This window comes from Streptomyces endophyticus, assembly GCF_035798155.1.
In the GTDB taxonomy this organism is placed as follows: Bacteria; Actinomycetota; Actinomycetes; order Streptomycetales; family Streptomycetaceae; genus Streptomyces; species Streptomyces endophyticus.
Genome location: NZ_JAOZYC010000172.1, coordinates 1 through 13,054, shown reverse-complemented (window position 1 = coordinate 13,054; position 13,054 = coordinate 1). Strand labels below are relative to the sequence as shown.

Sequence of the window (13,054 nt, the reverse complement as noted above, 5' to 3'; positions counted from 1 at the left end):
TGTGTTCTATTCTGTGGTCAGTGCTACCGAGGAGGCGTCATGCGCTGGGAGAACCTCACGGACGAGCCCGATCACGGGCGGACCCGGGACGCCGCGCTGTTCGGCGCGGACGCGGTGGTGAGCCGCACGTTCGACACCCCGGAGTTCCGCGGGGTGACGTTCCACGAGATCAGGGCCCGGTCGATCGTGAACCGGGTGCCGGGGGCGTCCCGGATGCCGTTCGAGTGGACCGTCAACCCGTATAGGGGCTGCACTCACGCGTGCGTCTACTGCTTCGCCCGCAACACCCACCGCTATCTGGACCTCGACACCGGGCTCGGCTTCGACAGCCAGATCGTGGTGAAGATGAACGCGCCGCAGCTGCTGCGCCACCACCTCGCCTCGCGCCGCTGGCACGGCGAGCACATCGCGATGGGCACGAACGTCGACTGCTACCAACGGGCCGAGGGCCGCTACCAGTTGATGCCCGGCATCATCGAGGCGCTGCGCGACTACGCGAACCCGTTCTCGATCCTGACGAAGGGCACGCTGATCCTGCGCGACCTGCCGCTCCTTCGCCAGGCGGCCGAGGTGACGGAGGTCGGGATCTCGGTCTCGGTCGGCTTCGTGGACCCGGAGCTGTGGCGCACCGTAGAGCCCGGCACGCCCGCGCCCGAGCGCCGTCTCGACGTCGTACGCGCCCTCGCCGAGGCGGGCATCGACTGCGGGGTCCTGATGGCGCCGGTGATCCCCTTCCTGGGCGACCACCCCGACCAGCTGCGGGCGACGGTCCGCGCCATCGCCCGGGCGGGCGCGACGTCCGTGACCCCGCTGGTCCTGCATCTGCGCCCCGGCGCCCGCGAGTGGTTCATGGGGTGGCTGGCGCAACACCACCCGCACCTGGTGCGCCGCTACGAACGGCTGTACGCGGAGGGCGCCTACGCCCCGAAGTGGTACCAGCGCCGCGTGACCCGCCAGGTCCACGAGCTGGCCGAGGAGTTCGGCATCGGCCCGTCCCGGGCGGCCACGCCCCGCCGCGCCCCCGCCCGCGAGGAGACCACGGCCCCCGAGAGCCCGACCCAACTCACCTTGCTGTGACCACCCCAGGGGCCGGGGCCGGTCGTCGGGCGTGGACCCGCCGCCTCACCCCGCAGCCTTCACCCCTGCGGCAGCCGCGCCAGCGCCGCCTCCGCCGCCATCGCGAGGCGCTGGTGCGTGGCCGCCTCCTTCAGTACGTCGCGGGCCCGCGGGTCGGCGAGGCTGCCCAGGCCCTCCACACAGGCCAGCGCCACCTTCCGGTACGGGTCGTGCGGGACGAGGCGGCGACGGAGCGTAGCGATGAGGGCCGGGGCCGACTCCGGGGCGCGGAGCTGGGTGAGGAGGCGGACGGGGTACAGGGCGTAGGCAACACGGAGCTCGTTCGTCGCGAGGGCCGCGGCCGCCCGCGCGGTGCGCGGGTCGCCGAGCGCGGCCAGCGCCTGCGCGGCCGCGGCGCAGCGCTGCGGGTCACGGTGGTTGAGCAGCAGGACGAGGGATTCGAAGGCGCGGCCGTCGCCCGCCATACCGAGCCGGTACGCCGCCAGTTCCCGCGCCCACAGCGGCTGCTGCGGCGCGGTGAGCACCGCCGCCAGCTCATCCCTGTCGTGGGAGGTGGCCAACTGCTCGAACGCGGGCGTTCCACCGGATTCCTTCCGGATGCGTTCCGTTACCGTTCGCGACTCTTCGTCCATGACGTCGAGGGTAGACGCGCACGGCCTGCGGCGACGTAGATCACAGCGACCTTTCAACGGCGAGGGCTGGCGCGCTCGTTACTCGCTGGTTAAGCTCAGGTGAGCGGGGCATACTTCCCGCAGCACTGCTCGCGACGGCCTGGTGACGCAGCCGTCGTGATTGTCAGTCGGTTCGGTACCCGTGTGTACCGCAGTACGGCTCGGCCCCGGGACAGGGCCGCCGGTTCGATTCAACTCCCGCACTACTCACGCCTGTTGGCGACCCGCGCGCAGTCCGCGCCTGTCGGCTCGCGTGCGTGCGGCGGATCAGTCGCAGCAGTCGTCACCCCTCATTCTCTGGAGTTCCCAGATGGACGCTCCCCTGTCCCGTATCTCAACTGTGGCCGTCGTCGGCCTCGGCACGATGGGCACCGGCATCGCCGAGGTCCTGGCCCGTGCCGGGCGCGAGGTCGTCGGCATCGACATCAGCGAGTCCGCCACCGCCCAGGCCGTGGCGTCCCTGGAGGCCTCGACGGCGCGTGCGGTGCGCCGCGAGCACCTCACCGAGCAGCAGCGCGTGGAGCTGCTCGCCCGCTTCCGTACGTTCACGGACCTGCAGGCCGCGGCCGAGGCCGACCTGGTGATCGAGGTCGTCCCGGAGTCGTACGAGATCAAGCAGCAGGTCTTCCGCGAGCTCGACGGCGTCGTGCGCCCCGACACCATCCTCGCGACGGGCACCAACGCACTCTCGGTGACCCGGCTCGCCGCCGATTCGGCACGGCCCGAGCGCGTCCTCGGCCTGCACTTCTTCAATCCGGCGCCGGCCATGAAGCTCGTCGAGGTGGTCTCCAGCGTGCTCACCGCGCCGGCCGCCGTCGCCACGGTCACCGATCTCGCCATCGAGCTGGGCAAGGACCCGGTGGCGGTCGGCGACCGGCCCGGCTTCGTGGCCGACGGCCTGCTCTTCGGCTACCTCAACCAGGCCGCCGCCATGTACGAGGCCAAGTACGCCTCGCGCGAGGACATCGACGCCGCGATGAAGCTGGGCTGCGGTCTTCCGATGGGCCCGCTGGCACTGCTCGACCTGATCGGCGTCGACACGGCCCGTACCGTCCTCGACGCCATGTACTCCGAGTCGCACGACCGGCTGCACGCCCCCGCCCCGATCCTCAAGCAGCTCAGCGAGGCGGGTCTGACCGGGCGCAAGTCCGGCCGCGGCTTCTACACGTACGAGGCGCCGGGCAGCTCCGTCGTGGTGCGCGACGCGCTGACGCCGCTCAGCGACGCGCTCACCGGCCCCTCCCGCACCGTCCGCTCCGTCGGCGTCGCGGGCTCGGGGACGATGGCCTCCGGGATCGCCGAGGTGTTCGCGAAGGCCGGGTACGGCGTGGTGCTCGCGGCCCGCAGCGAGGAGAAGGCGGAGAAGGCCAAGTCCCGTATCGCCAAGTCGCTTCGGCGCTCCGTCGACAAGGGCCGGATGACCGCGGAGAACGCCGAGGAGACGCTCGCGCGGATCTCCCTCGCCGGTTCCTACGACGCGTTCGCCGAGGTCGACCTGGCCCTGGAGGCCGTCGCCGAGGACCTCGACGTCAAGCGGCAGCTGTTCGCGACGTTCGACAAGGTCTGCAAGCCCGGCGCGATCCTCGCGACCACGACCTCCTCGCTGCCCGTCGTCGCCTGCGCCCGCGCCACCTCGCGCCCGCAGGACGTCATCGGCATGCACTTCTTCAACCCGGCGCCGGCCATGAAGCTGGTCGAGGTCGTGCGCACGGTGCTCACCTCCGACGAGGTGCACGCCACCGTCCGCGAGCTGACGCAGAAGATCCGCAAGCACCCGGTGGACTGCGGGGACCGGGCCGGGTTCATCGTGAACGCGCTGCTCTTCCCGTACCTGAACAACGCGATCAAGATGGTCCAGGAGCACTACGCCACCCTCGACGACATCGACGCCGCGATGAAGCTCGGCGGCGGCTACCCGATGGGCCCGTTCGAACTGCTCGACGTGGTCGGCCTGGACGTCTCGCTCGCCATCGAGCGCGTGCTGCACCGCGAATTCCGCGATCCGGGCCTCGCGCCCGCCCCGCTCCTGGAGCACCTGGTGGCCGCGGGCTGCCTCGGCCGCAAGACGGGCCGTGGTTTCCGCGAATATGCCAAGCGCTGATTCGACCGGGGAGGGCGAATCCGGTTGGGGCGGGCTGCTCGGGGAGCCGGGCGGCCCGCTGACCGGGGCACCGCCGGGCACGTACATGCAGTACGTTCGGGTCATGTCCAAGGCCGACCAGTCCTCTCGCACCTCCGTCACGCCCGACGCCCCGGAGAGCGCCGCGGGCAACCGCGCCGCCGCCCAGCGGCTCAAGATGCGCCGCGAGCTCGCGGCGGCGGCGATGGAACTCTTCGCCACGAAGGGGTACGAGGCGACGACGGTCGACGAGATCGCCGCGACCGCCGGGGTCGCCCGGCGCACGTTCTTCCGCCACTTCCGCTCCAAGGAAGAGGCGATCTTCCCGGACCACGACGACACCCTGGTGCGCGCGGAGGCCGTCCTGAACGCGGCGCCGCCCCTGGAGCACCCGCTGGACACGGTGTGCCGGGGCATCAAGGAAGTCATGAAGATGTACGCCGCGCAGCCCGCGGTGTCCGTGGAGCGCTACCGGCTCACGCGCAAGGTACCGACGCTGCGCGAGCGCGAGATCGCCTCGGTGGCCCGCTACGAGCGGCTGTTCACGCGCTATCTCCTGGGCCACTTCGACGAGCAGGCCCACCACGACGGCAACGACGACCCGTTGCTCGCCGAGGTGGCCGCCTCCGCCGTCGTCACGGCCCACAACCACGTGCTGCGCCGCTGGCTGCGGGCCGGCGGCCAGGGCGACGTCGAGACCCACCTCGACCACGCCTTCGCCATCGTGCGCCGCACGTTCGGCACCGGCATCGGCGCGGGCCGCACCCCGGCCGCGCCCTCGGCGCCCGCGCAGGTCTCGCGGAACGGCGAGGTCCTGGTGACGGTGGCCCGCACGGACGCGCCGCTTCCGGAGGTCATGCGCACGATCGAAGAGGCGCTCAGGAACCGGTAGCGGGACCGACCACCTCCAAGGCGCCCCACCTGGCACGCAGTGCCAGGTGGGGCGCCTTTTGCGTACCCCTTCCACACCGCCACCGGCCGGAGTGATCGATCATCGATCCCTTCAGCGCCCGGGAACCCGCCCCTGACCTCGCCTGATCGATCATCGCTCACTTGAACGGCAGAAAATTCACTTGAGCGAAATCAATGGCACGCAGTGCCTTGTGCGTTGTCACGCTGTGCCATACGTTGAAGGTGTCCGGGCGGCCGGCGCACAGAAAACTTCCGTGCGAAGGCTGTCCCCGCGAGGCACGTACGACCGTGATTCGCGCGCCCGGACGCCTGCGTCACAGGCAACCTTCCGCGCCACACCAAGCGCTGCCACAGCACCACCCCCGCCGAACCGACGGCACTTCTGAAAAAACCCAGCAGCCACATCCCGACTCAGCGTTCCCCTCAAACGCGAAACGCCGGAGGCACCACCGTGAAGGACATCCTGGACGCGATTCAGTCGCAGACCGCCACGTCTGCCGACTTCGCCGCCATGCCGCTCCCCGACTCGTACCGCGCGATCACCGTGCACAAGGACGAGGCGGAGATGTTCGCCGGGCTCGACACCCGCGAGAAGGACCCGCGCAAGTCCATCCACCTGGACGACGTGCCCGTGCCCGAACTCGGCCCGGGCGAGGCCCTGGTGGCCGTGATGGCCTCCTCGGTCAACTACAACTCCGTGTGGACCTCGATCTTCGAGCCGGTGTCCACCTTCAGCTTCCTGGAGCGGTACGGCCGGCTGAGCGAGCTCACCAAGCGCCACGACCTGCCGTACCACGTCATCGGCTCCGACCTCGCGGGCGTCGTGCTGCGCACCGGACCGGGCGTCAACGCCTGGCACCCGGGCGACGAGGTCGTCGCGCACTGCCTCTCCGTCGAGCTGGAGTCGAGCGACGGCCACAACGACACGATGCTCGACCCCGAGCAGCGCATCTGGGGCTTCGAGACCAACTTCGGCGGCCTGGCCGAGGTCGCACTGGTGAAGTCCAACCAGCTGATGCCGAAGCCGGACCACCTCAGCTGGGAGGAGGCCGCCGCACCCGGCCTCGTGAACTCCACCGCCTACCGGCAGCTGGTGTCCCGTAACGGCGCCGGCATGAAGCAGGGCGACAACGTCCTCATCTGGGGCGCCTCTGGCGGACTCGGCTCGTACGCCACGCAGTTCGCGCTGGCCGGCGGCGCCAACCCCATCTGTGTCGTCTCGTCCCCCGAGAAGGCGGACATCTGCCGGGCCATGGGCGCCGAGGCGGTCATCGACCGCAACGCCGAGGGCTACAAGTTCTGGAAGGACGAGCACAACCAGGACCCGCGCGAGTGGAAGCGGTTCGGCAAGCGGATCCGTGAACTCACCGGCGGCGAGGACGTCGACATCGTCTTCGAGCACCCCGGCCGCGAGACCTTCGGCGCCTCCGTCTACGTCACGCGCAAGGGCGGCACCATCGTCACCTGTGCCTCGACGTCGGGCTACAACCACGAGTACGACAACCGCTACCTGTGGATGTCGCTGAAGCGCATCATCGGCTCGCACTTCGCCAACTACCGCGAGGCGTGGGAGGCGAACCGCCTGATCTCCAAGGGCAAGATCCACCCGACGCTCTCGAAGGTCTACTCGCTCGAGGACACCGGGCAGGCCGCCTACGACGTGCACCGCAACCTCCACCAGGGCAAGGTCGGCGTCCTCGCGCTCGCTCCCGAGGAGGGCCTCGGCGTGCGCGACCACGAGAAGCGGGCGCAGCACATCGACGCCATCAACCGGTTCCGGAACGTCTGAACTCCCGTAGGAGAGCCAGCAGATGACTGAGCGCCAGAAGGACCGGCCGTGGCTGATGCGCACGTACGCCGGACACTCCACGGCCGAGGCGTCCAACGAGCTGTACCGGCGCAACCTCGCCAAGGGGCAGACGGGTCTGTCGGTCGCCTTCGACCTGCCGACCCAGACCGGGTACGACCCCGACCACATCCTCGCGCGGGGTGAGGTCGGCCGCGTCGGCGTCCCGGTGTCCCATCTCGGCGACATGCGGCGGCTGTTCCAGGACATCCCCCTGGAGCAGATGAACACCTCGATGACCATCAACGCCACCGCCATGTGGACCCTGGCGCTCTACCAGGTCGTCGCGGAGGAGCAGGGCGCGGATCTCGCCGCGCTCCAGGGCACGACGCAGAACGACATCGTCAAGGAGTACCTGTCGCGGGGCACCCACGTGTTCCCGCCGGGGCCCTCGCTCCGCCTGACCACCGACATGATCGCGTACACCGTGGCGAACATGCCCAAGTGGAACCCGATCAACATCTGCAGCTACCACCTCCAGGAGGCGGGGGCCACTCCGGTCCAGGAGATCGCCTACGCGATGTCCACCGCCATCGCTGTTCTCGATGCCGTACGCGACTCAGGGCAGGTCCCCGAGGAGAAGTTCGGGGACGTCGTGGCCCGCATCTCCTTCTTCGTGAACGCGGGAGTCCGGTTCATCGAGGAGATGTGCAAGATGCGGGCGTTCGGGCGGATCTGGGACCAGATCACGCGCGAGCGGTACGGCATCGAGAACGCGAAGCAGCGCCGCTTCCGGTACGGGGTGCAGGTCAACTCGCTCGGCCTGACCGAGGCCCAGCCCGAGAACAACGTCCAGCGGATCGTGCTCGAAATGCTGGCCGTGACGCTCAGCAAGGACGCCCGCGCCCGCGCCGTCCAACTCCCCGCCTGGAACGAGGCGTTGGGGCTCCCGCGCCCCTGGGACCAGCAGTGGTCCCTGCGCATCCAGCAGGTCCTCGCCCACGAGAGCGACCTGTTGGAGTACGAGGACATCTTCGCGGGCTCGCACGTCATCGAGAAGAAGGTCGACGAGCTCGTCACCGACTCCTTCGCCGAGATCGAGCGGATCCAGGAGATGGGCGGCGCGCTGGCCGCCGTCGAGTCGGGCTACCTCAAGTCCCAGCTCGTCTCCTCGCACGCGGAGCGCCGCGCGAAGATCGAGGCCGGCGAGGAGAAGATCGTCGGCGTGAACGTCTACGAATCGACCGAGCCGAACCCGCTCACCGCCGACCTGGACACCGCGATCATGACGGTGGACCACGACGTCGAGGCAAAGGTCGTCCGCGCCATCGGTGACTGGCGTACGACGCGTGAGGAGTCCTCCGACCGGCAGGGCATGGGCGATCCGTTCCACTACCCGACCACCGGGCAGGCGCTCGACCGCCTCAAGGAGGCCGCGGAGGGTACGGAGAACCTCATGGAGGCCACCCTCGAATGCGCCCGCGCCGGGGTCACGACCGGCGAGTGGGCGGCGGCCCTGCGCGAGGTGTTCGGCGAGTTCCGCGCCCCCACCGGCGTCTCGTCGGCGCCGGTCGCGGTCACCGCCGAGGAGGGCACGCCGCTCGCCGAGGTCCGCGAGAAGGTCCGCCGCACCGGTGACGAACTGGGCGGCAAGCTCCGCCTCCTGGTCGGCAAGCCGGGCCTGGACGGGCACTCCAACGGCGCCGAGCAGATCGCCGTACGGGCCCGCGACGCCGGGTTCGAGGTGGTCTACCAGGGCATCCGGCTCACGCCCGAACAGATCGTGTCCGCGGCTCTCGCCGAGGACGTGCACTGTGTCGGCCTGTCGATCCTGTCCGGATCGCACGCCGAGCTGGTGCCCGACGTGCTCGCCCGCCTGCGTGAGGCGGGCGCCACCGACATCCCCGTGATCGTCGGCGGCATCATCCCCAACGCCGACGCCGAGGACCTGAAGCGGGCGGGTGTGGCCGCCGTCTTCACCCCCAAGGACTTCGGCATCACGGAGATCATCGGCCGTATCGTCGACGAGATCCGCACAGCGAACCACCTCGACCCACTGGAGGTCCCCGCATGACCCAGGTCAACCGCCTTCGCCCGCGCCGCTCGTGTCTCGCCGTACCCGGCAGCAACCCGCGCTTCCTGGAGAAGGCCCAGGGCCTCGACGCCGACCAGGTCTTCCTCGACCTGGAGGACGCCTGCGCCCCGCTCGCCAAGCCCGAGGCGCGGCACACCATCGTCAAGTTCCTCAACGAGGGCGACTGGACGGGCAAGACGCGCGTCGTGCGGGTCAACGACTGGACGACCGAGTGGACGTACCGGGACGTCGTGACCGTCGTCGAGGGCGCGGGCCAGAACCTCGACTGCATCATGCTGCCGAAGGTGCAGAGCGCCGAGCAGGTCGTCGCGCTCGACCTGCTGCTCACGCAGATCGAGAAGACGATGGGCTTCGAGGTCGGCAAGATCGGCATCGAGGCGCAGATCGAGAACGCGCAGGGCCTCAACAACGTGAACGCGATCGCCGAGGCCTCGCCGCGCACCGAGACCATCATCTTCGGCCCGGCCGACTTCATGGCCTCCATCAACATGAAGTCCCTGGTCGTCGGCGAGCAGCCGCCCGGCTACGGCGCCGACGCGTACCACTACATCCTCATGAAGATCCTGATGGCGGCCCGCGCCAACGACCTCCAGGCGATCGACGGCCCGTACCTCCAGATCAAGAACGTCGACGGCTTCCGCGAGGTCGCGGGCCGCGCCGCGGCGCTCGGCTTCGACGGCAAGTGGGTCCTGCACCCCGGCCAGGTCGAGGCCGCCAACGAGGTCTTCTCGCCCTCCCAGGAGGACTACGACCACGCCGAGCTGATCCTGGACGCGTACGACTACTGCACGTCCGAGGCCGGCGGCAAGAAGGGCTCGGCGATGCTCGGCGACGAGATGATCGACGAGGCCAGCCGGAAGATGGCGCTCGTCATTTCCGGGAAGGGACGTGCGGCCGGCATGCGGCGCACGTCCAAGTTCGAGATCCCGGAGGCGTGACGACACCATGCAGTTCGGCCGCACTTACGAAGAGTTCACCGTCGGGGACGTCTACAAGCACTGGCCCGGAAAGACGGTCACCGAGTACGACGACCATCTCTTCTGTCTCCTGACAATGAACCACCACCCGCTCCACATGGACTCGAACTATGCGGAGAAGACGACGGACTTCGGCAAGAACGTCGTCGTCGGGAACTACATCTACTCGCTCCTCCTCGGGATGTCCGTGCCGGACGTGTCGGGCAAGGCGATCGCCAATCTGGAGATCGAGTCGCTCAAGCACGTGGCTCCGACCTTCCACGGCGACACCCTCTACGGCGAGACGACCGTCCTGGACAAGACTCCGTCCAAGTCGAAATCGGACCGGGGCATCGTCTATGTGGAGACCAAGGGCTACAAGCAGGACGGCACGCTCGTCTGCGTCTTCCGCCGCAAGGTGATGGTGCCCACCGAGACGTACATCAAGGAGCGCGGCGGCGAACAGCCCGGCCGCCCGGAACTTCGGGAGAGCAAGTAACCATGAGCCGACTCGCCCAGACCCACGGCCTGACCGATGTGCAGCGGGAAATCCTCTCCACGGTCAGGGACTTCGTCGACAAAGAGATCCTCCCGGTCGCGACCGAACTCGAACACCGCGACGAGTACCCGCAACAGATCGTCGACGGGCTCAAGGAGTTGGGCCTGTTCGGGCTGATGATTCCCGAGGAGTACGGGGGTCTGGGCGAGTCACTGCTCACCTATGCGCTGTGCGTGGAGGAGATAGCGCGCGGCTGGATGTCGGTCTCCGGCATCATCAACACCCACTTCATCGTCGCCTACATGCTCAAGCAGCACGGGACGCAGGAACAGAAGGATCACTTCCTGCCCCGCATGGCGCTCGGCGAGGTGCGCGGCGCATTCTCCATGTCCGAACCGGGACTTGGCTCCGACGTGTCGGCCATCACGTCAAAGGCGGTTAAGGACGGCGACAGTTACCTTCTGAACGGCCAGAAGATGTGGCTGACGAACGGCGGTTCGTCAACGCTTGTGGCTGTTCTCACGCGAAGTGATGAAGGTCACCCGGAGGGCTCCGCGCCGCACAAGTCGATGACGACGTTCCTCGTGGAGAAGGAACCCGGTTTCGGCGAGGTCCGTCCGGGCCTGACCATCCCCGGAAAGATCGACAAGATGGGTTACAAGGGCGTCGACACGACCGAACTCATCATGGATGACCTGCGCATTCCGGCCAATCGCGTACTGGGCGGGGAGACCGGCCGGGGCTTTTACCAGATGATGGACGGCGTGGAGGTCGGGCGCGTGAATGTCGCGGCGCGTGGCTGCGGCGTCGCACAGCGTGCATTTGAGCTGGGTGTCGATTACGCGCAGCAACGGCACACATTCGGAAAGCCCATCGCGCAGCACCAGGCGATCCAGTTCAAGTTGGCCGAGATGGCCACCAAGGTCGAGGCCGCTCATGCGATGATGGTCAATGCAGCACGCAAAAAGGACTCAGGGGAACGTAACGACCTCGAAGCAGGGATGGCCAAGTACCTGGCCTCCGAATACTGCAAAGAAGTCGTCGAGGACGCGTTCCGGATCCATGGCGGCTACGGCTTCTCCAAGGAGTACGAGATCGAGCGCCTCTACCGCGAGGCCCCGATGCTGTTGATCGGCGAAGGTACCGCCGAGATCCAGAAAATGATCATTGGTCGTCGACTCCTCGAGGAGTATCGATCCCAAGGCTGATCCTGGGCCAGATGTCCGTTTACGGGGTGTTTCTTCGCGAAGAAGATCACACCCCGTAGGCGTGCTCCGGGGGATGCCTGCCGTCCGATGTGGCTTCCTGGCTTGCCCAGTTGTGGCTCGCAACCGATAGCATCCCCGGAAAAGCCGCCGTCCCCCCGTAAACTGCGCGGCCTCATCCGCTACGAAGGTCATCCATGCCCCACAGCCAAATCTCTGCACCACGCGACGGCGTCCTCAAGGGACGTCTTGCGCGCGGAGCCTCGCCGTGGCTTCTCCCGACCGTCGCCACGGCTGCCCTCAGCCTGGCGCGCTCGCGTCGCTCCAAGAAGGCAGCAGCACTCGCCGTCCCGACCACCGCTCTGGCGGCCGGCATGCTGTGGTTCTTCCGCGACCCCGAGCGCGAGATCGCCGAGGGCCGGGTCATCTCCCCGGCCGACGGCGTGGTGCAGAGCATCATGCCGTGGAAGGACGGGCGCACCCGCGTCGCGATCTTCATGAGCCCGCTGAACGTGCACGTGAACCGCGCTCCCCTCGCGGGCACCGTGTCCTCCGTCGAGCACATCCCCGGCGGTTTCGTTCCGGCGTTCAACAAGGAGAGCGAGAACAACGAGCGCGTCGTCTGGCACTTCGACACCGAGCTCGGTGACATCGAGATGGTCCAGATCGCCGGCGCCGTCGCCCGCCGCATCGTGCCCTACATCCCCCAGGGCACGAAGGTCGAGCAGGGCGAGCGGATCGGCCTGATCCGCTTCGGTTCGCGTGTCGACATCTACCTCCCTGAGGGCGTCGAGGCCGACGTCGAGGTCGGCCAGAAGACGGTGGCTGGGGTGACCCGAATTGACCGTGACTGATCATGAGACTCCGGCCTGGGCCGATGACGACCTGGCGGACGACGCGGAAGAAATGCCGCTGTCGCTTCGCCTGTCGATAGCGGACACCCTCACGCTGGGCAACGCCACGTGCGGCTTCATGGCCGTCTACTTCACGACGACCGGGATCCTGATCCCGCACATCCAGGGCAGCTCGGACTCCGGCATGGCGCGGCACTCCGCCGCGACCGCCGTGATCCTGATGCTCGCCGCCGCGATCTTCGACCTGTTCGACGGTCTCGTGGCGCGCAAGCTGCGATCCTCGCCGATGGGCGCGGAGCTGGACAACCTGTCGGACCTGATCAGCTTCGGGCTTGCCCCGGCGTACTTCGTCCTCGTGTACGGGATGGTCGCCGACGACGCGCACCAGAGAGTCGCGGCGGTGGGCGCCATCGTGGTGTTGCTGGCGGTGGTGCTGCGGCTTGCGCGGTTCTCGTGCGTGACCGTGAAGGACGGCACGTTCCAGGGGATGCCGTCGCCGTTCGGCGCGCTGACCGTCGTCTCGATCGTGCTGCTCGAGCTGCCCTTCGTGGCGACGCTCCTCGCGATCATCGGTACGGCGTGGCTCATGGTCAGCCGTGTCGAGTACCCGAAGCCGCGGGGGCGGCTCGCCGTGGCGATGCTGGGGTGGATCGTGGCGAGCATGGGGCTCCTGGCGGCGTGGGCGTTCGACGCGCCCGGCGGGCAGCTGCTGCTCGCGACGGGCTGCACGCTGCAGGTCGTTCTCGGCGCCGTGATCCCGCTCTTCGCGACGGCCCGCCGCGTGAACAATTTCCGTGGTAATCGGCGTGAGGCGCGGGCAGCGCAGCTGCCGTAGCCCGGCGGAACGTGTGGGTGGTGGGCCCGAGCCTCTTGGCTCGGG

Annotated in this window: 11 protein-coding genes; 10 read left to right on the top strand and 1 reads right to left on the bottom strand. The window is 68.6% G+C overall.

Going from position 1 to position 13,054, the window contains the following annotated elements:
- The first annotated feature begins 39 nt into the window (after positions 1-39).
- Entirely contained in the window at positions 40-1,077 is a 1,038-nt protein-coding gene (locus OKJ99_RS35475) for an Rv2578c family radical SAM protein (RefSeq protein ID WP_326022387.1), read from the top strand.
- Positions 1,078-1,136: 59 nt separating this feature from the next.
- Here OKJ99_RS35475 and OKJ99_RS35470 read toward each other — a convergent pair whose 3' ends face one another.
- The gene (locus tag OKJ99_RS35470; protein WP_326022386.1) at positions 1,137-1,709 is read right to left on the bottom strand and encodes a HEAT repeat domain-containing protein; all 573 of its coding nucleotides are present in this window, start codon (positions 1,707-1,709) and stop codon (positions 1,137-1,139) included.
- Between the two features lie 349 nt (positions 1,710-2,058).
- On the opposite strand from OKJ99_RS35470, the gene OKJ99_RS35465 reads away from it, so the two are divergent.
- The 9 genes from OKJ99_RS35465 to pssA all read left to right on the top strand — a co-directional run bounded on the left by OKJ99_RS35465 (position 2,059) and on the right by pssA (position 13,009).
- On the top strand, positions 2,059-3,849 hold the full coding sequence (locus tag OKJ99_RS35465; protein ID WP_326022385.1) for a 3-hydroxyacyl-CoA dehydrogenase family protein: 1,791 nt from the start codon (positions 2,059-2,061) through the stop codon (positions 3,847-3,849).
- A gap of 103 nt (positions 3,850-3,952) precedes the next feature.
- Entirely contained in the window at positions 3,953-4,759 is an 807-nt protein-coding gene (locus OKJ99_RS35460; RefSeq protein ID WP_326022383.1) for a TetR family transcriptional regulator, read from the top strand.
- A 471-nt stretch (positions 4,760-5,230) separates the two neighbouring features.
- Positions 5,231-6,568, top strand: coding sequence for a crotonyl-CoA carboxylase/reductase (gene ccrA, locus OKJ99_RS35455; protein ID WP_326022382.1), 1,338 nt, complete (start codon positions 5,231-5,233; stop codon positions 6,566-6,568).
- 22 nt (positions 6,569-6,590) lie between these two features.
- A complete protein-coding gene (locus OKJ99_RS35450; protein WP_326022381.1) occupies positions 6,591-8,639 on the top strand; it encodes a protein meaA in 2,049 nt (682 codons plus the stop codon).
- Complete coding sequence (locus tag OKJ99_RS35445; RefSeq protein WP_326022380.1) at positions 8,636-9,598, top strand: HpcH/HpaI aldolase/citrate lyase family protein; 963 nt, start codon at positions 8,636-8,638, stop codon at positions 9,596-9,598. The genes OKJ99_RS35450 and OKJ99_RS35445 overlap by 4 nt, the downstream gene beginning before the upstream one ends.
- Before the next feature lie 7 nt (positions 9,599-9,605).
- The gene (locus OKJ99_RS35440; protein WP_326022379.1) at positions 9,606-10,115 is read left to right on the top strand and encodes a MaoC family dehydratase; all 510 of its coding nucleotides are present in this window, start codon (positions 9,606-9,608) and stop codon (positions 10,113-10,115) included.
- Positions 10,116-10,117: 2 nt separating this feature from the next.
- Positions 10,118-11,323, top strand: coding sequence for an acyl-CoA dehydrogenase family protein (locus OKJ99_RS35435; RefSeq protein ID WP_326022378.1), 1,206 nt, complete (start codon positions 10,118-10,120; stop codon positions 11,321-11,323).
- Positions 11,324-11,517: 194 nt separating this feature from the next.
- Entirely contained in the window at positions 11,518-12,174 is a 657-nt protein-coding gene (locus tag OKJ99_RS35430) for a phosphatidylserine decarboxylase (protein ID WP_326022376.1), read from the top strand.
- 52 nt (positions 12,175-12,226) lie between these two features.
- On the top strand, positions 12,227-13,009 hold the full coding sequence (gene pssA, locus OKJ99_RS35425; protein ID WP_326022429.1) for a CDP-diacylglycerol--serine O-phosphatidyltransferase: 783 nt from the start codon (positions 12,227-12,229) through the stop codon (positions 13,007-13,009).
- Positions 13,010-13,054: the final 45 nt, after the last annotated feature.

Bases quoted from the DNA above. Each gene is read 5' to 3' on its own strand.
- OKJ99_RS35475 (WP_326022387.1), top strand. From the start codon at position 40: ATGCGCTGGGAGAACCTCACGGACGAGCCCGATCACGGGCGGACCCGG.
- OKJ99_RS35470 (WP_326022386.1), bottom strand. From the start codon at position 1,709: ATGGACGAAGAGTCGCGAACGGTAACGGAACGCATCCGGAAGGAATCC.
- OKJ99_RS35465 (WP_326022385.1), top strand. From the start codon at position 2,059: ATGGACGCTCCCCTGTCCCGTATCTCAACTGTGGCCGTCGTCGGCCTC.
- OKJ99_RS35460 (WP_326022383.1), top strand. From the start codon at position 3,953: ATGTCCAAGGCCGACCAGTCCTCTCGCACCTCCGTCACGCCCGACGCC.
- OKJ99_RS35450 (WP_326022381.1), top strand. From the start codon at position 6,591: ATGACTGAGCGCCAGAAGGACCGGCCGTGGCTGATGCGCACGTACGCC.
- OKJ99_RS35445 (WP_326022380.1), top strand. From the start codon at position 8,636: ATGACCCAGGTCAACCGCCTTCGCCCGCGCCGCTCGTGTCTCGCCGTA.
- OKJ99_RS35440 (WP_326022379.1), top strand. From the start codon at position 9,606: ATGCAGTTCGGCCGCACTTACGAAGAGTTCACCGTCGGGGACGTCTAC.
- OKJ99_RS35435 (WP_326022378.1), top strand. From the start codon at position 10,118: ATGAGCCGACTCGCCCAGACCCACGGCCTGACCGATGTGCAGCGGGAA.
- OKJ99_RS35430 (WP_326022376.1), top strand. From the start codon at position 11,518: ATGCCCCACAGCCAAATCTCTGCACCACGCGACGGCGTCCTCAAGGGA.
- pssA (WP_326022429.1), top strand. From the start codon at position 12,227: ATGCCGCTGTCGCTTCGCCTGTCGATAGCGGACACCCTCACGCTGGGC.